Here is a 19,743-nt window from a genome sequence, read left to right as displayed (position 1 = left end):
GCTCCGCTGGTCTTCCACATCGAAGCCCGCCTCGGTTTTCCCGGCCCGGCTTCCTCATCGAACTCGCCGGCCATGGTTCGGCGCATCTCCCCCAAAGGGGCTCTTCATGACTGTTCACACCATTCCGCAACAGCGCGCGGAAACGCCCGTACGGCAGGTGAGCGGCCTTCTCGACGTGCACGAGAAGTCCGCCTTCATCCGCGCGGAACACCTTCCGGGGCCGGGCGACGTCCGGGTGCCTCCCGAGAAGGTCAAGCAGCTCGGCCTGCGGCGCGGCGACCACGTCGTCGCCTCCGTGGCCGGGAACAGGCTGGCCGGCGTCGAGTCGGTCAACGGCCTGACCAAGTGGCGGGGCCGGCCGCACTTCGAGGAGCTGACGCCCGTCCATCCGGACGAGCGGCTGGTCATCGAGGCCGGATCGCTCAGCACCCGGGTCATCGACCTGGTCGCGCCCATCGGCAAGGGACAGCGCGGTCTCATCGTGGCGCCGCCCAAGGCCGGCAAGACGATGGTCCTGCAGGCGCTGGCCGCCGCGGTCAGCCGCAACCATCCCGAGGTCCACCTCATGGTCGTGCTCGTGGGCGAGCGCCCCGAGGAGGTGACCGAGATGCGCGGCTCCGTCCAGGGCGAGATCTTCGCCTCCACCTTCGACCACCCCGACCGCGACCACGCCGCCGTCGCCGAGCTGGCCGTCGAGCGGGCCAAGCGCCTGGTGGAGGGCGGCCGCGACGTCGTGCTGCTGCTCGACTCGCTGACCCGGCTCGGCCGGGCCTACAACAACCTCGCGCCCGGCGGCGGCCGGGTGCTCACCGGCGGCATCGACGCCCGCGCCCTCTACCCGCCCAAGCGCTTCTTCGGCGCGGCGCGCAACGTCGAGGACGGCGGCTCGCTGACCATCCTCGCCAGCGCCCTCGTGGACACCGGCTCCCGCATGGACAACAGCCTGTACGAGGAGTTCAAGGGCACCGGCAACATGGAGCTCCACCTCGCCCGCGACCTGGCCGAGCGCCGCCTGTTCCCCGCGGTCGACCTGGAAGCCTCCGGCACCAGGCGCGAGGAGATCCTCATGCACCCCGAGGAGCGGCAGGCGATCTGGCGGCTGCGCCGCTCGCTCGCCGGGCTGGAGCGGCAGCAGGCCCTGGAGACGCTCATCGGCAAGCTGCGCACGACGCCGTCCAACGCCGCGTTCCTGCTGGAGGCGCTGCGCGCGGCGGCGTGAGGCCGCTGGAGAATGGGCGCATGCTGGCCGACATCGTCGAACACCTGATCTGCCCCGTCTGCCGCGCGGACGTGGAGCTCGCCGACGGCGCCCTCCGGTGCGCCCAGGGACACTCCTTCGACGTGGCCAAGCAGGGGTACGTCAGCCTGCTCACCGGGTCACGCCCGCCCGGCACCGCCGACAGCCCGGCGATGGTGGCCGCGCGGGCCGCGTTCCTGACGGCCGGGCACTACGCGCCACTGGCCGAGGCGCTGGCGGAGACCGTGCGCGCCAGGGTGGCAACTCCAGAAAAACGTGAATCTTCTACTGAATCGAATGACGAAACCGGGTCGAGAGCGTACGGTGGGGCGGGAGTGGAAGCCGGTTCAGAAGGTGAACCGGCGGCCGTCGAGGATCGCGGCGCGGCGGGCAGGGCCATACCGGTGATCGTCGACGCCGGCACGGGCACCGGGCACTACCTGGCGGCCGTGCTGGACGCGGTGGACGATGGCATCGGGATGGCGTTCGACGTGTCCAAGCACGCCGTACGGCGGGCGGCGCGGGCGCATCCGAGGCTGGGGGCGTTCGTGGCGGACGTGTGGCGGCCGCTCCCGATCCGGCATGGGGTGGCCGATGTGGTGATCGATGTGTTCGCGCCCAGGAACGGGCCCGAGTTCCGGAGAATTCTGCGTCCTGGCGGGGCCGCGATCGTCGCGACGCCGGCGGCGGCGCATCTGAGCCCGCTGGTCGAGGAGCTGGGGCTGCTCTCGGTGGACGAGGAGAAGGATCGCCGGGTCGCCCGCAGCATGGACGGGTTCGCCCAGACCGGGCGGCGCACGATCGAGTTCGACATGGACCTCGGACAGGATGAACTGATCCAGGTCGTGGGAATGGGACCGAGCGCGTGGCACACTGATTCCGCCGAGCTGACAGCCCGCATATCAGGCTATTTCAGCCGGCATGCCAAGAATAGCCAGAATAAAGTTACGGTCAGAGCCGCGTTTCATCTGTCTATCTTCGAGCCTGAGCCTCGTTCAAGACCTGTTCCTTGACGGGCATCTGCGACTGGTGTTACTGATGGGGCATTTAGTACGAAATTCCCCCACATTCCCCGAGTATTTCCCGGACTCAGGCGTAATACTGGACGGCATCCCGCACCCAGAGGGCGCGGGCCATCGATGGGAGGGGGCGCGCCGGATGAAGGCGGAGGAACGCTGGCAGGCCAGGTTCCGCGCGTCACGCATGACGTTGCCGACGTGGGCCCGCCAGGCCCCCAACCGCTCCATCTACCGCTCCAACGCCACAGGCACGTGGGAGGTCTACGCCTGGGACCGGGGCACCGGCGTCGTGCGCCAGGTCACCGACCGGCCCAAGGGCACCGCGTACGCGGCGATCGACCCGGCGGGACAGTGGATCTACTGGTTCGCCGACACCGACGGCGACGAGTTCGGCACCTGGTGGCGCCAGCCCTTCGCGGGCGGTCCGAGCGAGCCGGCCGCCCCCGGCCTGCCGCCGGGCCAGCCGGGCGGCATCGCGCTGTCGGCGACCGGTCTGGCCGCCATCAGCCTGGCCAGCGAGGGCACGTTCAGGATCCACCTGGTACGCCCCGGCGCGCCGGCCGAGCTGCTCTACGAGCACGCCGAGGCCGCCTGGGTGACCGACATGTCCCTCGACGGCTCCCTGATCGCCATCAACCACGGCGAGTACGGCGACTTCCGCCGTCCGGCGTTGCGCGTGGTCGACCAGCACGGCGAGACCGTCGGCGAGCTCTACGACGGCCCCGACAGGGGCGTGCACGGCCTCCGCTTCGCCCCGGTGGTCGGCGACCGCCGCCTGCTGACCCTGCACGAGCGCCGCCAGCGTCACGAGCCCCTGGTCTGGGACCCGGTCACCGGCGAGCAGCGCGAGATCTGGCTGAAGGACCCCGGCGACCTGGCCGCCGAGTGGTTCGACGACGGCCGCGGGCTGCTGATCGTGCGCGACCACCGCGCCCGCAGCTACCTGCACCGCTACGACCTGGCGGGCGGCGTCCTGACGCTCATCGACACTCCGCACGGCGTGATCGACGAGGCCGCGGCGCGACCCGGCGGCCACATCGAGTACTCCTGGTCCAGCGGCTCCCGCCCGCCGGTCATCCGGTCGAGCAACGGCCAGGTCGTGCACAACGCGGGCGGCCCGCCGGCGCCGCCGAGCGTGCCCGTCGAGGACCTCGACGTCGAGGGGCCCGGCGGGCGCATCCACGCGCTGGTGTCCAAGCCCGAGATCGGCGCGGCGCCCTTCCCGACGGTCTTCCTCATGCACGGCGGCCCGACCGACCACGACCGCGACTGCTTCTCCCCCGAGGTCGCGGCCTGGGTGGACGCGGGCTTCGCCGTCGTCCGCGTCAACTACCGCGGCTCGACCGGCTACGGCTCGGCCTGGCGGGACGCCCTCCACGGCGACGTGGGGCACATCGAGCTGGCCGACATCGCCGCCGTGCGCCGGGCGCTGGTGGACCGGGGCACGATCGACCCCTCCCGGCTGGTCCTGGCCGGCACCGCCTGGGGCGGCTATCTCGCGCTGCTCGGCCTCGGCGTCCAGCCCGGCCTGTGGGCCGCGGGCATCGCCGCGGTGCCCATCGCCTGCCACCAGACCTGCTACGAGGACGAGGCCGAGAGCCTGCGCGCCTACCAGCGCGCCCTGCTCGGCGGCTCCCCCGACGAGCAGCCCGAGCGGTACGCCTTCTGCTCGCCGATCACGTACGTGGACCAGATCAAGAGCCCCCTGCTGATCCTCGCCGGCGAGAACGACACCCGCTGCCCGCTGCGCCAGATCGAGAAGTACGTGGCCAAGCTGGCCGAGCACGGACGCGAGCACGAGCTCTACACGTACGGCGCCATCCGCGGCTCGCTCGTGGTCGCCGAACGCATCGCGCAGACGGCCCTGCAACTGGAGTTCGCCCGCAAGCACGTACACATCGGCTGACTTCTCGCGCACGTTTTGGGAGCGCTCCTGCGGGGGCGCTCCCGCGCGGTCAGCGCGCGCGGAGGACCACGATGGCGAGGTCGTCGGCGCTCGGCTCGGCGGCGAACTCCGCCGCGCCCCTGCGGATGCGCTCGGCCACCGCCCTGGCCGACAACCCGGCGCACTCGGCCAGCAGCTTGGCCAGGCCGCCGTCGTCGTCGAGCAGCCGGCCGCCCGAGCGCCGCTCGGTCACGCCGTCGGTCACCGCGAGCAGCACATCGCCGTGGTCGAGATGGATGGTGTCGGCCTCGAACACGACCTCGTGGAAGACGCCGAGCAGCGACTGGGGCGTGGTCACCGCCTCCACCTTGCCGCTCGGCCTGAGCCGCAGTGCCTCGGGATGGCCGGCGGACACCAGCCGCACCTCCAGGCCGGACTCCACGGGCGTGATGTCGCCGTGGAGCAGCGTGAGGAACCGGGCCCGCTCGCCCTCCTCCAGGATCGCCTGGTTGAGCCGGCCGAGCACCGCGGCCACTCCGTAGCCCTCGCGGGCCAGCAGGCGCAGCGTGTGACGGGCCAGGCCGGTCACCGCGGCCGCCTCCGGGCCGGTGCCGCAGACGTCGCCGATCGCGAAGCGCCAGGAGTCGTCGCCCGCCTTGAACAGGTCGTAGAAGTCGCCGCCGACCTCGTTGGCCTCGCCGGCGGGCTCGTAGATGACGCCGTAGTCGAGGCCGGGCACCTCGGGCTCGTTGGGCGGCAGGAGGCTGCGCTGCAGCGCCCGGTTGGCGGCGGCCTGCTGGGCGTAGAGCCGGGCGTTGTCCATGGCCAGCGCGGCGCGCCTGCCGATGTCCTCGGCGAACTGGATGACGTCGTCGGGGAAGCGGTCGGACCGGCCCAGGCACATCATGCCGAGCCCGCGGCCGCGCGCGGTGAGCGGCACGGCCAGCACCTGGGAGTCGTTCAGGTGGATGATGGACGTCGCCCTGGTGTCGGCCGCGCCGATGTTCATGTCCGTGAGCTGCTCGCGCAGGCCGTCGATGCGGGCCTCGTCGGCGTGCCACAGGTAGACCAGCCGCAGCGGGCCGCCCGAGCTGTCGGCGGTGTAGACGGCGCACCAGTTCGACAGGCGCGGCACGACGATCTGCGCGATGATCGCCGGGACCATGTCGGGGTCGAGGGTGCCGGCCAGCAGGTCGCTCGCGTCGGCCAGGAATCCGAGCCAGTGAGGGCCCCGCGCGCTCTCCTCCAGCCATTCCGCGGCCACCTGGTCCACCGAGCCGGGTAGCGTGAGCCTTGCCCAATGGACACGGGAATCGCCCGCGAAGGTGACTCCCCACTCTTCCACGTGCACGGAAGGAGCTTTCGGATCACCGTGAGCGGTGATCCGCTGCCGTAGTTCGACCTGGACGGCATCTCCATAATGCTTCCAAATCACCTCAAACGGCTCGTCAGAGACCTGCTCCGTCAGATCTCCGGCCACCTGCTCGGCGGCGTGGAGCACGCTGACGGTGGCCCACGCGGTCATCACCTCGCGCGTGAACCTCATCGCAGCCGTCACAGCGGTATCGCCAGGCGCGAAGGTCGCGGCCAGCACCGCATGGGGAGATGCAGTCATCCCATCGTGCCTACCACACTTCTCACTGACTTGGGGTAAATCCAAGGGCAGGACTACGAGCTACTCATCGTGACAGACTTGAATCACTCGCCGGGACCCGTCGCGAGTGAAGGAGGCCCCATGACCACGGCCAAGGCCGCATCAAGCCCGGAGGAGAGGACCTATACAGAATCGGATCTCGTTCCCGTGCTGGAGACCCTTTTCTCCTGGCGTGACGGCGATTTCCGGCGTCGGGTCCCTCACGCGCCCCCCGGCATCCTCAGTGAAGTGCGTCTGTTGCTGAACGAAGTGGCCGATCGCCGCGAACATCTCGCGAACGAGCTGGCAAGAGTTCGCAAGGAAGTCGTCAAGGAAGGGCGCTTCGGGGAGCGGCTGACGCCCGGCCCCGGCGTCGGGGCCTGGTCGGAGAGCGTCGAGTCGGTCAACATGCTGATCGACGCCCTGGTCAGCCCGGTCAGCGGCGCGGCCGACGTGATCGACGCGGTGGCCAAGGGCGACCTGTCGCGGCGCATCGACCTCGACCGGTCGGCCCGCGGCGAGGTGCGCCGCCTGGGCAAGGCCATCAACGGCATGGTCGACCAGCTCGCCCTGTTCAACTCCGAGGTCACCCGGGTCGCCCGCGAGGCGGGCACCGAGGGCAGGCTGGGCGGCAGCGCCAACCTGCGCGGCATGTCGGGCAGCTGGCGCGACCTCACCGAGGCCGTCAACACGATGTCCTCGCGCGTGGCCGCGCAGGTCCGCGACATCGCCGTGGTCACCACCGCGGTCGCCAAGGGCGACCTGAGCCGCAAGGTCACGGTCGACGCCGTGGGCGAGATGTTCGAGCTGAAGAACACCGTCAACACGATGGTCGACCAGCTCTCGGGCTTCGCCGAGGAGGTCACCCGCGTGGCCCGCGAGGTCGGCACCGAGGGCCAGCTCGGCGGCCAGGCGCAGGTCACCGGCGTGTCGGGCGTCTGGAAGGACCTCACCGACAACGTCAACTTCATGGCCAACAACCTGACCTCGCAGGTGCGCTCGATCGCGACCGTGGCGACGGCGGTCGCCCAGGGCAACCTGTCGAAGAAGATCACGGTCGACGCCGAGGGCGAGATCCTGCAGCTCAAGGACACCCTCAACACGATGGTCGACCAGCTCTCGTCCTTCGCCGACGAGGTCACCCGCGTGGCCCGCGAGGTCGGCACGGAGGGCAAGCTCGGCGGGCGCGCCGAGGTGAAGGGCGTGTCGGGCGTCTGGAAGGACCTCACCGACAACGTCAACTCGATGGCCAACAACCTGACCTACCAGGTGCGCAACATCGCCCAGGTGACCACGGCCGTGGCCAACGGCGACCTGACCCGCAAGATCGACGTCGACGCCCAGGGCGAGATCCTCGAACTCAAGTCGACCATGAACACGATGGTCGAGCAGCTGTCCTCGTTCGCCTCCGAGGTCACCCGTGTGGCCCGCGAGGTGGGCACCGAGGGGCAGCTCGGCGGCCAGGCTCAGGTGCGCGGCGTGTCCGGGGTCTGGAAGGACCTCACCGACAACGTCAACTCGATGGCCAACAACCTGACCTCGCAGGTGCGCCAGATCGCGGCCGTGTCGTCCGCGGTGGCGCAGGGCAACCTGTCGAGGAAGATCACCGTTGACGCGCAGGGCGAGATCCTGCAGCTCAAGGACACCCTCAACACGATGGTCGACCAGCTCTCGTCGTTCGCCGACGAGGTCACCCGCGTGGCCCGCGAGGTGGGCACGCAGGGGCAGCTCGGCGGCCAGGCGCGGGTGCAGGGCGTGTCGGGCGTCTGGAAGGACCTCACCGACAACGTCAACTTCATGGCCAACAACCTGACCTACCAGGTGCGCAACATCGCCGAGGTCACCACGGCCGTGGCCAACGGCGACCTGACCCGCAAGATCGACGTCGACGCCCAGGGCGAGATCCTGGCGCTGAAGACCACCATCAACCGGATGGTCGACCAGCTGTCCTCCTTCGCCTCCGAGGTCACCCGCGTGGCCCGCGAGGTGGGTTCGGAGGGCCAGCTCGGCGGCCAGGCCCGGGTCGAGGGCGTCGAGGGCACCTGGAAGCGGCTCACCGAGAGCGTCAACGAGCTGGCCGGCAACCTGACCACGCAGGTGCGTGCCATCGCGACCGTGACCAGCGCCGTGGCCCGGGGCGACCTGACCCGTTCGATCGCCGTCGAGGCGCAGGGCGAGCTGGCGGAGCTGAAGGACAACATCAACTCGATGGTGGCCAACCTCCGCGAGACCACCCAGGCCAACCAGGAGCAGGACTGGCTCAAGTCCAACCTGGCCCGCATCTCCCGGCTCATGCAGGGCCACCGCGACCTGTTCGAGGTGGCCAAGCTGACGATGAGCGAGCTGACGCCGCTGGTCTCGGCCCGCTACGGCGCCTTCTACGGCATCGACCCCGAGGGCGACCACGAGCTGACGCTGATCGGCGGCTACGGCGTGCGTCCCGACCGGGGGCCGCGCCGGCGGTTCGCGATCGGCGAGGGCATCGTCGGCCAGGCGGCGGCCGAGGGCAGGCACATCATCCTCGACGACGTGCCGCCGCAGTTCATCACCATCGACAGCGGGCTCAGCCAGTCCACGCCCGCCCAGATCGTGGTGCTGCCGATCCTGTTCGAGAACCGCGTGCTCGGCGTGCTGGAGCTGGCCTCCTTCACCCCGTTCGGCGAGGTGCACCTCGACTTCCTGACGCAGCTCGTCGAGACCATCGGCGTCACGATGAACACGATCATCGCCAACTCCCGCACCGAAGACCTGCTGACCGAGTCCCAGCGGCTCACCCGTGAGCTCCAGGAGCGCTCCGACGAGCTCCAGCGGCAGCAGGAGGAGCTGCGCAGGTCCAACGCCGAGCTGGAGGACAAGGCGGCGCTGCTGGCCAAGCAGAACCGCGCGATCGAGATCCAGAACTTCCAGATCGAGCAGGCCCGCCGCACGCTGGAGGAGCGCGCCGAGCAGCTCGCCGTCTCCTCGCGGTACAAGTCCGAGTTCCTCGCGAACATGTCCCACGAGCTGCGTACGCCGCTCAACAGCCTGCTGGTGCTGGCCAAGCTGCTGACCGAGAACGCCGAGGGCAACCTGACCTCCCAGCAGGTCGAGTTCGCCCGGACGATCCACAGCGCGGGGTCGTCGCTGCTCCAGCTCATCAACGACATGCTCGACCTGTCGAAGGTCGAGGCCGGCCGGATGGACATCCATCCGATCCAGGTGTCGTTGCCCAAGATGGTCGACCTGCTGGAGGCGGCCTTCGCGCCGCTGGCCCAGGACAAGGGGCTGTCGTTCGGCGTGGAGGTGGCCTCCGACGTGCCGAGCGAGCTGCGGGCCGACGAGCAGCGCCTGCAACAGGTGCTGCGCAACCTGCTGTCCAACGCGGTGAAGTTCACCCCGAAGGGCGAGGTCAAGCTGCGGGTCGCGGCGGCGCCGCGGGGCGTCGACTTCGACGACGACACCCTCCACGACGCCACCGACCTGCTGGCGTTCCAGGTGATCGACACCGGCATCGGCATCGCGCCCGACAAGCGCGAGGTCATCTTCGAGGCGTTCAGGCAGGCCGACGGCACCACCAGCCGCAAGTACGGCGGCACCGGCCTCGGCCTGGCCATCTGCCGCGACATAGCCCGACTGCTCGGCGGCGAGATCCACGTCGACAGCGAGCTGGGCAAGGGCAGCACGTTCACCCTCTACCTGCCCGCCTCCTACACCGGCCCGCTGGCCGCCACCGACGGCAGCACGGCCCCGCGCCGGCAGCTCATGACCTCGCCCGCCGAGGAGCAGGCCGCCGCCGCGACCATGCCCGAGCCGCCCATGCCGCTCGACATGCCGATGCCCGAGCTGGTCGAGGCGCCGGTGGAGACGCCCGCCCAGTGGCAGGGCGACGACCCGCTCAACGGCGCCAAGATCCTCATCGTCGACGACGACATCCGCAACGTGTTCGCCCTCACCAGCGTGCTGGAACGGCACGGATCGACGGTCGTCTACGCTGAGAACGGCCGTGAGGGGATCGAACAGCTCGAACGGAACGAGGACGTCGCGCTCGTCCTGATGGACATCATGATGCCGGAGATGGACGGCTGGGCCACGACCTCGGCCATCCGGCGCATGCCGCAGTTCGCCGATCTGCCGATCATCGCGCTGACCGCCAAGGTCATGCGAGGTGATCGCGAGAAGAGCATCGCCTCGGGCGCGTCCGACTACGTGCCCAAACCGGTCGACGTGGACCGCCTGCTCGAACGGCTGCGCGGCTGGCTCAGCCGTGGGCGAGGAGCCACGAACGACTCATCGCCCTCAACCGCCGAAGGGTCGTGATCGATGCCTGACCGTGCCAAGATCCTCCTGGTCGACGACCGCGAGGAGAACCTGATCGCCCTGGAGGCGATCCTCAGCTCGCTCGACCTGGTGCCCGTACGCGCCAGGTCCGGCGAGGAAGCGCTCAAGGCGCTGCTCAACACCGAGTTCGCGCTGATCCTGCTCGATGTCCGGATGCCGGGCATGGACGGGTTCGAGACGGCCGCCCACATCAAGCGGCGGGAGCGGACCAGGAACATCCCGATCATCTTCCTGACCGTGGTCGACAGCGCTCCCGACTACGCCTTCCGCGGCTACGCGGCCGGGGCGGTCGACTATCTCACCAAGCCGTTCGACCCGTGGGTGCTGCGGGCGAAGGTGTCGGTGTTCACCGAGCTCTACAACATGAACAAGCGACTGGCCGAGCAGGCGTCGCTGCTCCGGGAGCGGCTGACCGCCGAGTTGCCGCCGGGAGCGGGTGACCACGCCTCGGTCCTGCCGGAGTTGTCCCGGCGGCTCACCGCCGCGGAGGACGAGCTGGCCCGGGTACGGGAGCTGGCCCGCAAGTCGCAGGATCCGGCGCTCGCCGTCCCGCTGGGCGACCTGGCCGACCGGCTCACCCACCTGCGCGCGGGCTTCGACGCGCTCTCCTGACGCCGTCCCACCGGACGCCCGGGCCGCCACCTACGGCGCCCGGGCGTGGTGGTCAGTGGCGGGCGCGTTCGAGGGCGTCCCAGAAGCCGCGGCGCAGGGCGTGGCGGACCTCGTCGTGCAGGAGGAAGTCGATCGGCAGCGAGGAGCCCTGCAGCAGGCGGGCCTCCAGGTCGGAGGGCATGCGGGGCTTGCGGGCGAGCACGGCCTCCAGCCACAGCGCGGGCGCGTCGCGGGCCACGGACTCGCCGAAGTCGTGCCCCTCGCGGTGGGCGGCCTTGACGGCGTCGGCCAGCGTGGTGGCCCCGGCGGTCGCCGCGGACGGCGGCGAGACCGGGGCGGCCTGCGGCCCGGTGTAGGGCCCGAGCTGCGACGGTTGGTACGCGCCCCCCGACGACGGCGTGGCGAACTGCCCGGTGCTGGGCGAGGCGGACTGCGGCTGCTGCAAGGGCCCGGTCGCCGGCGCGGCGGACGGCGGGATGGACGGCGGCTGCTCCTGGTACCCCGAGTAGGACGGCAGCACCGGCGGCGTGGACGCCTGCCCCCGCCCGGCCGAGGAAGCGGGCCCGTTGGCGGACGGCTGCCCGGCGGAGGGCGCCGCGTGGCTCCCGGAGGGCGGACTGGCCGCGTGGCTGCCCGAGGACGACGAGCCCGGTGGCAGCGAGGCCGTCGGGGACGGCGGCGCCGAGGCCGGCGGGGCGGGCGGCAGCGAGTGCGCGGCGTGCCCGTTGCTGAGCGGCTGGTGGTGACCGTTGGAGGACTCGGTGACGCCGCTCACCATGGTGACGTAGGGCCGCAGGTGGACGCCGCCCAGCTCGACCAGGTCGTCGCACTCCTGCCGAAGCGACCGGGACACGGCCCACCCGCCGTCGGCCGCGATGTGGATGACGGTGACCCTGATGCCGAGGTCTTGGGCGTCGCACACCACCTGGGCCAGGTCTTCGTCGCCGCTGACGACGACGGCGTCGCAGATGGCGTTGTTGCGGGCCAGGGTCATGAGGTCGCGATGGACCTGGGCGTCGACGCCTTCGCGGCGGCCCGGCCGGATGCGCGAGAGCCTGAGCTTGAGGCCCGGGATGTCGGCCAGCGCGTCGTGTTCCGGGGTGCGGCGGCCCTCGACGGTCGCCTCGTACCAGTAACACCGCAGCAGCGGCAGGCCCGTGCGCTCGCGCGACAGGTTGGTCATCAGCTGGAGGAGCCCGGGATAGTCCCAGGCGACGGCTTCGCGATGGCGAGTGCCGTGCACGGCCATCGCTCCGTCTGCCAGCAGATAGCCGGCGTCCACGAACAGCGCGCAGCGATCCACTGACACCGCCCCTTTCCTGGTGGTCCGACCTTGCTGGCTCTGCACCGTCAGAGACCGGACTCGGCGGCCCTCTCTCAGGGTAATGAAAGCAGGTGATCGCGCGAGGGTGAATCCCGACGATTCGACCGCGGGCCGCCGTCCGACCGGAGGTTTTAGGCAGACCGTACCAGTTTGTCCTGTTCATGGTCATGAGCGCGCCCTGACGCTCAGTGCGGCCACGCCGAACAGCACGACGTCCCGGTCGGCCACGATCGTCAGCCCCGGGTCGCGGCCCAGCTCGGCGTCGACCGTGTCGACGTCGACGCCGAAGGTCATCCCCGTGGCGCCGTTGGAGGAGCCGTCGAAGACGTTGGCGCGGTCGCGGTCGCCGCCCGCCGGGGTGATCGCGCCGGTGCCGAGCGAGACCTTGTCGCCCCCGAGGTCGGCGTCGCCCTCCCAGGTCACCAGCTCGGCCCTGGCGGGCGCGGCGGCCGGGCTCAGGCCGCCGAGCGGCATGCGCACCTTCCTGACCGGACCGCCGATCACGGTGGCCGTGTCGAGCACCACGGCCTGGCTGTACGGCTGCCGCGGCCCGGACACGATCACCACCAGGCTCCACCCGGCGTGGCTGGAGGCCCCCTCCGCCATCGGCGGGTCGGCCGCCCACCACAGGCCGCTCGGCCGCGCCTGCCCGGCCAGCGCGGTGACGTCGGCGAACGCCTGGTAGGCCGGGCCGAGCGGCATGTCGAGGGTCGTGACGTGGTCGGGCCGGACCGACACGTACGTGCGCCGCCCAGGCGCCCTGACCTTGACCGGCCCCGCCGCCGCGCCGCTCGCCGACCAGTAGAGGCCCGCCCACACGACCCGGCCGTCCTTGGGCAGGGTGAGCCGGGCCGCGCTGGAGGCGGTGGTGGCCGGGCTGGCGTCCTGGTCGAGCGCGGTCATCGGCCACAGGTCGTTGTCGCGCTGGTCGCCCTGGCGGCGCCTGGCCTCGGCGCAGCCGTCGTGCTCCTCGGGGCAGGTGAGCAGCGTGTTGCCGATCGCCCTGACGGCGACCCTGCCCTCGGTGGCGAACCTGGCCGACGCCCCCGCCGTGCGCACGCCCTGCTCGGCCCGCGCCTTGACGTGCAGGCCGGCCGCGTCGACGCGGACGGCGGGCCCGGCGCCCTCCGGCGCCTGCTCCGACACCAGCACGCGCAGGAACAGCGCCGTGCCCTGCCCGGCGGCGAGCGGCTGCCTGGCGCACCGCGCGCCCTGACCGGCCTGCCGGCAGGACCAGCCGTCGACCGTGCCCACGGGATCGAGCAGCGCCACCCCCTGGCCGCGCCGGGCGGACGGGAGGAGCGTCACGCCGGGCGGCAGCTCGACGGTCGCGGCCAGCTCGCCGCTCGGGCCGTCGCCGTCGTTGCGCAGGCGCATGCCGACGATGCCGGGCTGGGCGCGCACGAGGGCGCCGAGCGCGCCGATCGTGGCCCGCAGCCGCGGCCTGCCCGACGGTTCCTCCGGCGGCGGCGGCACGCGCGCGGGCGGCTCGCTCGGCACGGGCAGCGGCACCGGCCGCACCGACGCCGGAGGCCGCTGGGCCACGGGCGCGGGCGGCGGCACCGGCTGCCTGACCGCCGGCGACTCCCCGGACACCAGCACGAACGCCGCCACCGCCGCGGACGCGACCGCCACGCCGCCCGCCACCACGACCTGCTGCCGCGAGGGCGTCCGCCGCAGCAGCCCGAACAGCCGCAGCAGCCAGCCCGTGCCTCCGCCGGCCGCGCCCACCTTGGCCAGCGCCGCCGCGTAACCGCCGAACACCGGCCCGGCGATCAACGGGCCGACGATGACGCGCAGGCCGCGGTTGACGTCGGTCAGTTCGAGCAGCACGCCGTGGCATTCCTCGCAGCCGTTCACGTGGTCGTCGACCGCTCGCGAGTCGCGCCTGGCCAGGCCGCCCCTGACGTAGGCGCCCATCTTGCCGAGCACCGGACGGCACTCGTGCTGCGGCGCCGCGCGCAGATGCATCTGCAGGTACGCCTGCCGCAGCCCCTCGCGCGCCCGGTAGGCCAGCGCCGCCACCCCGTTGGCCGACAGCCCGAGCAGCGGCGCGACCTCGGCGGGCTTGCACTTCTCCACCTCGGTGTGCCAGAGCACCGCCCGCCAGCGCTCGGGCAGCGACAGGAACGCGCGGGAGATCATCGACCGTTCGAGGCCGACGAGCGCGGGATCGGCGAAGGGCACGCCCGGGTCGTACCGCTCGATCTCGCCGGTGGTCACCTGGCGGCTCTCGACCCGGCCGCGGTCGTAGACGGTGCGGCGCACGACGGTCAGCAGGTACGTGCGGAACCCCGATTCGGGCCCGCCGCCCCTGCCGACCAGGTCGAGGATCTTCGTGAACGACTCGGCCACGACGTCCTCGACCTCGGACTCGCCCCTGACCAACTGCCTGGCCAGCGCGCGGGCCGCGGCCACGTGACGCTCGTAGAGCCGTCCGTACGCGGTCGCGTCTCCGGCCCTGACCTCCTTCAGAAGGTCGGCATCGCTACGCGGCGATTCCACACTCATTGTGACCTCACGATTACGGTGGGTTGCCCCGCGCAATCATTCCGCATTCTCCGTCATGACTAAACCGCAGCGCCGTCTTTACCTCTGAGGACCTAGGGGAGGCACGCATGGGCGAGGACGTGCGGACGCGCTGGCGCGGCCGGAGCACGGCGGATGGATGGTCGCTGGCCGACGACTGGTGGGCTCCGGCCGTGGAGTACGCGATCAAGGCAGCGACGCGCGGCGGCGACCTGCCGCGCGCCTGCGAGGAGCTGGGGGCGGCGCGCGCGGAGGCGGGCGTGGGGATCACCGAGGGGCTGAACGACCTGGCGGCGCTGTTCGCCGTCACCGACCAGGGGGAGCCGTCGTTCCCCCTGGTACGGGCGTACGCGGCGGGGTGGGCCGAGCAGAGCTTCGCGCCCATGAACGACCTGCGGTGCGAGGACCCGCTGACCGGGCTGGCCACGGTGGGCTACCTGCGTACCAGGCTGGGCGAGCTCTACCGGGGGGCGGCCGCGGGCGGGCACCTGCTGGTGGTGGCCGAGCCGTACGGGCCGATCGGCGAGCCGGCCGAGCGGCTGGCGGCGGCGCTCAACCTGGCGACGGCGCTGCGCAAGGTGTTCACCGGCGGCGAGACGCTGGCGCTGCTCGCGCCCGTCCGCGTGGGCGCGGTGACCACGGAGGACGAGCGGCTGCCCGACCGGCTCGCCCGCCTGCGCACCACCGACATCCTGTACGGCCGCCACCCCCGCGTCCGCGTGCGCCGGCTCCCCCGCGCGCACGCGCAGGCCCTCGCTCTCATCAGGACGCTGACCCTGGGACCCTAAGCTTGGGCGCATGACAGACCGCGACAACCTGCTGGCCGAGATCAAGCGCAAGGCCGTCGTCCACGGCAAGGTCACGCTCTCCTCGGGCAAGGAGGCCGACTTCTACCTCGACCTGCGACGCATCACGCTCGACGGGGTGGCCGCGCCGCTCGTCGGCAAGGTGATGCTCGACCTGACCGACGATCTCGACTTCGATGCCGTGGGCGGGCTCACGATGGGGGCCGACCCGGTGGCCTGCGCGATGCTGCACGCGGCGGCGGCGCGCGGGCGCACGCTCGACGCGTTCGTGGTGCGCAAGGCGCAGAAGTCGCACGGCATGCAGCGCCGCATCGAGGGGCCCGAGGTGAAGGGGCGCCGGGTGCTGGCCGTGGAGGACACCTCGACGACCGGCGGCTCGCCGCTGACCGCCGTCGAGGCGCTGCGGGAGGCGGGCGCCGAGGTGGTGGCCGTGGCCACGATCGTCGACCGGGGCGCGGGCGCGCGGATGGCGGAGGAGGGGCTCGACTACCGCACCGCCTTCACCCTCCAGGACCTCGGACTGTGACAGCCTCCCTCGCGCCCTGCTCACCCGGGGTGCGAGGGACGGTCGACGGCGGGATCAGTGCTGAGGGTCGGTGCTGGAGGGCACGCGGTGGTGCTTGCCGTTGGGCAGGGGCATCCGCTTGCGCTCGCGGCGCTTCTTGACGACCTCGATGATGATCGGGATCAGCGAGATGAAGACGATGATGAACACGCCCGGCAGGATGTACTTGTCGATCTGCTTGGGGTCGACCTTGCTGCCGAGGAAGTAGCCGAGCAGCACCAGGCCCTCGACCCAGACCACGCCGCCGATGACGTTCCACAGGAAGAACCGCCTGGCGGGCATCTCCAGCACGCCGGCCACCGGGTTCATGAACGTGCGGACGATCGGCACGAACCGCGCCAGCACCACCGCCCTGGCCGGCCCGAACTTCTGGAAGAACTCCTCGGCCCGCATCACGTGTTCGCGTTTGAACAGCCGGGAGTCCGGCCTGTCGAACATCTTCCTGCCGAACCTGGCCCCCAGGAAGTGGCCGAGCTGGGCGCCCGCGATGGCGCACAGCGGTGTGCCGATCACCAGGACGGGGAAGGAGATCGGCGGCGCCTCGCCCACGACCAGCGACGCGGAACTGAAGATCCCCGCCGCCACCAGCAGCGAGTCGCCCGGCAGGAAGAAGCCGAGCAGCAGACCCGTCTCGGCGAAGATGATGGCCAGCACGCCGATGGTGGCGAAGGCGCCGAGGATGGTGAGCCACCACGTCGGGTCGAGGAGATTCCAGAGCCAGTCCACCCCGTGAGCCTACCTGGAGCCGAGCGAATCGGATGTGGCCATCCGGCTCGCGTTGTCACTACCAGTTGAGGTGGGGAGCCGGGATACTGGGCAGGCGCGAAGCCGTACTTCTCAGGGAGATGACTCATGCCCATCGCGACTCCAGAGGTCTACGCCGAAATGCTCGACCGTGCCAAGGCGGGCGGGTTCGCCTATCCGGCGATCAACGTGACCTCTTCTCAGACCTTGAACGCCGCCCTGCGCGGGTTCGCCGAGGCCGAGAGCGACGGCATCGTGCAGGTGTCGACCGGCGGCGCCGAGTTCCTCTCCGGCACGACGGTCAAGGACATGGTGACGGGCGCGACCGCCCTGGCCGAGTACGCGCGGGTCGTCGCCGCCAAGTACCCGGTCACGGTGGCGCTGCACACCGACCACTGTCCCAAGGACAAGCTCGACGGCTACATGCGGCCGCTGATCGACATCTCGCTGGAGCGGGTGTCCAAGGGCCTCGACCCGCTCTTCCAGTCGCACATGTGGGACGGCTCGGCCGTGCCGCTGGAGGAGAACCTGGAGATCGCCAAGGAGCTCCTGGACAAGTGCGCCCGCGCCCGGATCATCATGGAGATGGAGATCGGCGTGGTCGGCGGCGAGGAGGACGGCGTCGTCGGCGAGATCAACGAGAAGCTCTACACCACCGCCGAGGACGCGCTGGCCACGGCCGAGGCCGTCGGCGTCGGCGACCGGGGCCGCTACATGCTGGCCGCCACGTTCGGCAACGTGCACGGCGTCTACAAGCCGGGCCACGTGAAGCTGCGGCCGAGCGTGCTGAAGGAGATCCAGGACGCGGTCGGCGCCAAGTACGGCAAGGACAAGCCGTTCGACCTGGTCTTCCACGGCGGCTCCGGCTCGCTGCTGGAGGAGATCCACGAGGCCATCTCCTACGGCGTCGTGAAGATGAACGTCGACACCGACACCCAGTACGCCTTCACCCGGCCGATCGCCGACCACATGTTCCGCAACTACGACGGCGTCCTGAAGGTCGACGGCGAGGTCGGCAACAAGAAGGCGTACGACCCGCGCGCCTACGGCAAGAGCGCCGAAACCGGCATGGCGGCCCGCGTGGCGGAGGCCTGCCACAACCTCAAGAGCAGTGGGACGAAGATCTCCTAGCCACTTGGGCGGCACGGCGGGTATGACTTGTCCTATGGATAACCTTCTCGCCGGGCCGCCCCCGACTCACCTGCCGGACCTGCCCGAGGCCAGGGAGGCGCTCGAATCAGGAGCCAAGGCCGCCGACGTGGCCGCCCGCTTCCCGGCCCACCCGGCGGCCTGGGCCGCGCTCGCGGAGGAATACTTCGCGCAGGGCCACGCCGTCACCTCCTACGCCTTCGCCCGCACGGGCTACCATCGCGGCCTCGACCAGCTGCGCAGGAGCGGCTGGAAGGGCCACGGTCCCATCCCTTGGGAGCACGAGCCCAACCGCGGCTTCCTGCGCTGCCTCTACGCCCTGTCCAGGGCCGCGCAGTCCATCGGCGAGAAGGACGAGGCCGAGCGTTGCCTGCAGTTCCTCAAGGACAGCACCGACACCGGATATGAGGCGCTGGCCAAGGGTTAGCACCCCATTGGGGGCACGCGCCTTGGGACGAATAGGCAGACTCGGGTAGTCTCTCTACGCAAGAGCCCCTGTCGCACTTGCGCCAGGGGTTTCGTTTTGTGCTCGGGAGACTGAACAATGCCGGCTGCCGTTCTCGTTGGGGCCCAGTGGGGCGATGAAGGCAAGGGCAAGGCCACCGACCTGCTCGGTGGCGACGTCGACTACGTCGTCCGTTATCAGGGTGGCAACAACGCGGGACACACCGTCGTCATCGGTGACCAGAAATACGCTCTGCATCTCCTGCCGACAGGGATCCTGTCGCCGGACGTCGTACCGGTGATCGGCAACGGTGTGGTGATCGACCCGGGGGTGCTGCTGAGCGAGATCGACGGGCTGGCCGCGCGGGGCATCTCCGCCGAGCGCCTGCTGATCTCGTCCAACGCGCACCTGATCATGCCGCACCACAAGGCGCTGGACAAGGTCACCGAGCGCTATCTGGGCAAGGCCAAGATCGGCACCACCGGACGCGGCATCGGCCCCGCGTACGGCGACAAGATCGCCCGGATGGGCGTGCGGGTCCAGGACCTGCTCGACCCGGGCATCCTGGCCAAGAAGATCGAGGTCGCCCTGACCGAGAAGAACCAGGTGCTGACCAAGGTCTACAACCGGCGCGGCATCGACCCGGCCGCCGTGCTGGAGGAGTACCTGGCCTACGCCGAACGGCTCAAGCCGCACATCGCCGACACCTCGCTCGTGCTCTCCAAGGCGCTGGACGAGGGCAAGTTCGTGCTGCTGGAGGGTGGTCAGGGCACGCTGCTCGACATCGACCACGGCACGTACCCGTTCGTCACCTCCTCCTCGCCGACGTCCGGGGGCGCGTGCGCCGGGGCGGGCATCCCGCCGAACCGGCTCACGAAGATCATCGGCATTCTGAAGGCGTACACGACCCGCGTGGGCTCGGGGCCGTTCCCGACGGAGCTGACCGACGAGACGGGCGAGTGGCTGCGCCAGACGGGCGGCGAGTACGGCGTCACCACCGGCCGCAACCGGCGCTGCGGCTGGTTCGACGCGGTGATCGCCCGCTACGCGACCCGGATCAACGGCATCACCGACTACTTCCTCACCAAGCTCGACATCCTGTCGGGGCTGGAGAGCATCCCGGTGTGCGTGGCGTACGAGGTCGACGGCGTCCGGCACGACGAGATCCCGATGACCCAGACCGACTTCCACCACGCGGTCCCGGTCTACGAGGAGCTGCCGGGCTGGAAGGAGGACATCTCCAACGCCAAGTCGTTCGACGACCTGCCGCCGAACGCGCAGTCGTACGTGCGGACGCTGGAGGAGATGAGCGGGGCGCCCATCTCGGCGATCGGCGTCGGCCCGGGCCGCGACCAGACCGTCGTGGTCCGCTCGCTGGTCTGAGGCTGGCGTGAGGGGGACGGCGTTGCCGTCCCCCTATCGTCGAGGGTTAACAGTTTTTGTATTGCCATACGCTTGATCGTGGGAAGGGCGCGGTA

14 protein-coding genes are annotated in these 19,743 nt (G+C 70.9%); 10 read left to right on the top strand and 4 right to left on the bottom strand.

The annotated features are described in order from the left end of the window. Nucleotides 1-106: 106 nt before the first annotated feature. From rho to ACWCSU_RS13665, 3 genes are all read left to right on the top strand, one after another. A complete protein-coding gene (gene rho, locus ACWCSU_RS13675) occupies nucleotides 107-1,219 on the top strand; it encodes a transcription termination factor Rho (RefSeq protein ID WP_449935159.1) in 1,113 nt (370 codons plus the stop codon). A 20-nt stretch (nucleotides 1,220-1,239) separates the two neighbouring features. After that, on the top strand, nucleotides 1,240-2,250 hold the full coding sequence (locus ACWCSU_RS13670) for a putative RNA methyltransferase (RefSeq protein WP_449935157.1): 1,011 nt from the start codon (nucleotides 1,240-1,242) through the stop codon (nucleotides 2,248-2,250). Between the two features lie 145 nt (nucleotides 2,251-2,395). Next, nucleotides 2,396-4,162 (top strand): S9 family peptidase, encoded by a 1,767-nt coding sequence (locus ACWCSU_RS13665; protein ID WP_449935156.1) that lies wholly within the window; start codon nucleotides 2,396-2,398, stop codon nucleotides 4,160-4,162. Between the two features lie 49 nt (nucleotides 4,163-4,211). Here ACWCSU_RS13665 and ACWCSU_RS13660 read toward each other — a convergent pair whose 3' ends face one another. After that, entirely contained in the window at nucleotides 4,212-5,414 is a 1,203-nt protein-coding gene (locus tag ACWCSU_RS13660) for a PP2C family protein-serine/threonine phosphatase (RefSeq protein ID WP_357692791.1), read from the bottom strand. A gap of 462 nt (nucleotides 5,415-5,876) precedes the next feature. Between ACWCSU_RS13660 and ACWCSU_RS13655 the strand changes: the two genes are divergently transcribed. Together ACWCSU_RS13655 and ACWCSU_RS13650 are read left to right on the top strand one after the other, a co-directional pair. Beyond that, the gene (locus ACWCSU_RS13655; protein WP_357692793.1) at nucleotides 5,877-10,070 is read left to right on the top strand and encodes a HAMP domain-containing protein; all 4,194 of its coding nucleotides are present in this window, start codon (nucleotides 5,877-5,879) and stop codon (nucleotides 10,068-10,070) included. Nucleotides 10,071-10,073: 3 nt separating this feature from the next. After that, nucleotides 10,074-10,703, top strand: coding sequence for a response regulator (locus ACWCSU_RS13650; RefSeq protein WP_357692795.1), 630 nt, complete (start codon nucleotides 10,074-10,076; stop codon nucleotides 10,701-10,703). 52 nt (nucleotides 10,704-10,755) lie between these two features. On the opposite strand, the gene ACWCSU_RS13645 is transcribed toward ACWCSU_RS13650, so the two are convergent. Together ACWCSU_RS13645 and ACWCSU_RS13640 are read right to left on the bottom strand one after the other, a co-directional pair. After that, nucleotides 10,756-12,006: an NYN domain-containing protein gene (locus ACWCSU_RS13645; protein WP_357693539.1), complete on the bottom strand. Its 1,251-nt coding sequence runs from the start codon at nucleotides 12,004-12,006 to the stop codon at nucleotides 10,756-10,758. 186 nt (nucleotides 12,007-12,192) lie between these two features. Beyond that, nucleotides 12,193-14,532, bottom strand: a complete 2,340-nt coding sequence (locus tag ACWCSU_RS13640) for a sigma-70 family RNA polymerase sigma factor (protein ID WP_397036301.1) — start codon at nucleotides 14,530-14,532, stop codon at nucleotides 12,193-12,195. Between the two features lie 113 nt (nucleotides 14,533-14,645). Between ACWCSU_RS13640 and ACWCSU_RS13635 the strand changes: the two genes are divergently transcribed. Together ACWCSU_RS13635 and pyrE are read left to right on the top strand one after the other, a co-directional pair. Further along, a complete protein-coding gene (locus ACWCSU_RS13635; protein ID WP_357692799.1) occupies nucleotides 14,646-15,344 on the top strand; it encodes a hypothetical protein in 699 nt (232 codons plus the stop codon). 10 nt (nucleotides 15,345-15,354) lie between these two features. Then, nucleotides 15,355-15,888, top strand: a complete 534-nt coding sequence (pyrE, locus tag ACWCSU_RS13630) for an orotate phosphoribosyltransferase (protein WP_352357535.1) — start codon at nucleotides 15,355-15,357, stop codon at nucleotides 15,886-15,888. A gap of 54 nt (nucleotides 15,889-15,942) precedes the next feature. On the opposite strand, the gene ACWCSU_RS13625 is transcribed toward pyrE, so the two are convergent. Further along, nucleotides 15,943-16,653 (bottom strand): DedA family protein, encoded by a 711-nt coding sequence (locus tag ACWCSU_RS13625; RefSeq protein ID WP_357692803.1) that lies wholly within the window; start codon nucleotides 16,651-16,653, stop codon nucleotides 15,943-15,945. 126 nt (nucleotides 16,654-16,779) lie between these two features. On the opposite strand from ACWCSU_RS13625, the gene fbaA reads away from it, so the two are divergent. The 3 genes from fbaA (at nucleotide 16,780) to ACWCSU_RS13610 (ending at nucleotide 19,648) form a co-directional block, all read left to right on the top strand. Beyond that, nucleotides 16,780-17,802 (top strand): class II fructose-bisphosphate aldolase, encoded by a 1,023-nt coding sequence (fbaA, locus tag ACWCSU_RS13620; protein WP_352357541.1) that lies wholly within the window; start codon nucleotides 16,780-16,782, stop codon nucleotides 17,800-17,802. A 34-nt stretch (nucleotides 17,803-17,836) separates the two neighbouring features. Beyond that, nucleotides 17,837-18,247 carry a DUF3151 domain-containing protein gene (locus tag ACWCSU_RS13615; RefSeq protein WP_364083010.1) on the top strand — a complete coding sequence of 137 codons (411 nt, stop codon included), beginning with the start codon at nucleotides 17,837-17,839 and terminating at the stop codon, nucleotides 18,245-18,247. Between the two features lie 117 nt (nucleotides 18,248-18,364). Further along, nucleotides 18,365-19,648 (top strand): adenylosuccinate synthase, encoded by a 1,284-nt coding sequence (locus ACWCSU_RS13610; RefSeq protein ID WP_449935152.1) that lies wholly within the window; start codon nucleotides 18,365-18,367, stop codon nucleotides 19,646-19,648. Nucleotides 19,649-19,743: the final 95 nt, after the last annotated feature.

Source organism: Nonomuraea sp. NPDC001699, assembly GCF_053596455.1.
The sequence above is the reverse complement of the archived record's forward strand: the minus strand, read 5'-3'. Positions and strand labels throughout refer to the sequence as shown.

What these genes read in the sequence shown, in the direction of transcription:
- rho (WP_449935159.1), top strand. Translation starts at nt 107, where the DNA reads ATGACTGTTCACACCATTCCGCAACAGCGCGCGGAAACGCCCGTACGG.
- ACWCSU_RS13670 (WP_449935157.1), top strand. Translation starts at nt 1,240, where the DNA reads ATGCTGGCCGACATCGTCGAACACCTGATCTGCCCCGTCTGCCGCGCG.
- ACWCSU_RS13665 (WP_449935156.1), top strand. Translation starts at nt 2,396, where the DNA reads ATGAAGGCGGAGGAACGCTGGCAGGCCAGGTTCCGCGCGTCACGCATG.
- ACWCSU_RS13655 (WP_357692793.1), top strand. Translation starts at nt 5,877, where the DNA reads ATGACCACGGCCAAGGCCGCATCAAGCCCGGAGGAGAGGACCTATACA.
- ACWCSU_RS13650 (WP_357692795.1), top strand. Translation starts at nt 10,074, where the DNA reads ATGCCTGACCGTGCCAAGATCCTCCTGGTCGACGACCGCGAGGAGAAC.
- ACWCSU_RS13635 (WP_357692799.1), top strand. Translation starts at nt 14,646, where the DNA reads ATGGGCGAGGACGTGCGGACGCGCTGGCGCGGCCGGAGCACGGCGGAT.
- pyrE (WP_352357535.1), top strand. Translation starts at nt 15,355, where the DNA reads ATGACAGACCGCGACAACCTGCTGGCCGAGATCAAGCGCAAGGCCGTC.
- fbaA (WP_352357541.1), top strand. Translation starts at nt 16,780, where the DNA reads ATGCCCATCGCGACTCCAGAGGTCTACGCCGAAATGCTCGACCGTGCC.
- ACWCSU_RS13615 (WP_364083010.1), top strand. Translation starts at nt 17,837, where the DNA reads ATGGATAACCTTCTCGCCGGGCCGCCCCCGACTCACCTGCCGGACCTG.
- ACWCSU_RS13610 (WP_449935152.1), top strand. Translation starts at nt 18,365, where the DNA reads ATGCCGGCTGCCGTTCTCGTTGGGGCCCAGTGGGGCGATGAAGGCAAG.